The 304-nt window shown below is 47.0% G+C and carries 1 pseudogene; it reads left to right on the plus strand.

The window, feature by feature from the left end:
• Window positions 1-304, plus strand: a pseudogene (locus BCT81_RS00320) (cryptochrome/photolyase family protein); the annotation flags it as partial.

Raw genomic sequence — 304 nt, forward strand, 5'->3', positions numbered from 1 at the left:
ACTCTCGTTCTCGTTAAACAGCAAGCTTCTTAGCCCGAGCGAAGTTATTGATGCAGCTCTTTCAGCTTATCACGCATCTTCTAAGCAAGGTGCGCCCACTATCGATATCGCACAGGTCGAGGGGTTTATTCGTCAGATATTGGGTTGGCGTGAATACATACGGGCGGTGTATTGGGCGAACATGCCGGCTTACGCTACCAAGAACCACTACTTAGCAGACCGAGCATTGCCACATTACTTTTGGGATGGTCAAACTAAGATGAATTGCATGAAGCACGCGATTAATCAATCAGTAGAGTATGCT

The sequence above is a fragment of the Vibrio sp. 10N.261.52.A1 genome, from assembly GCF_002876325.1.
Taxonomy (GTDB): domain Bacteria; phylum Pseudomonadota; class Gammaproteobacteria; order Enterobacterales; family Vibrionaceae; genus Vibrio; species Vibrio chagasii.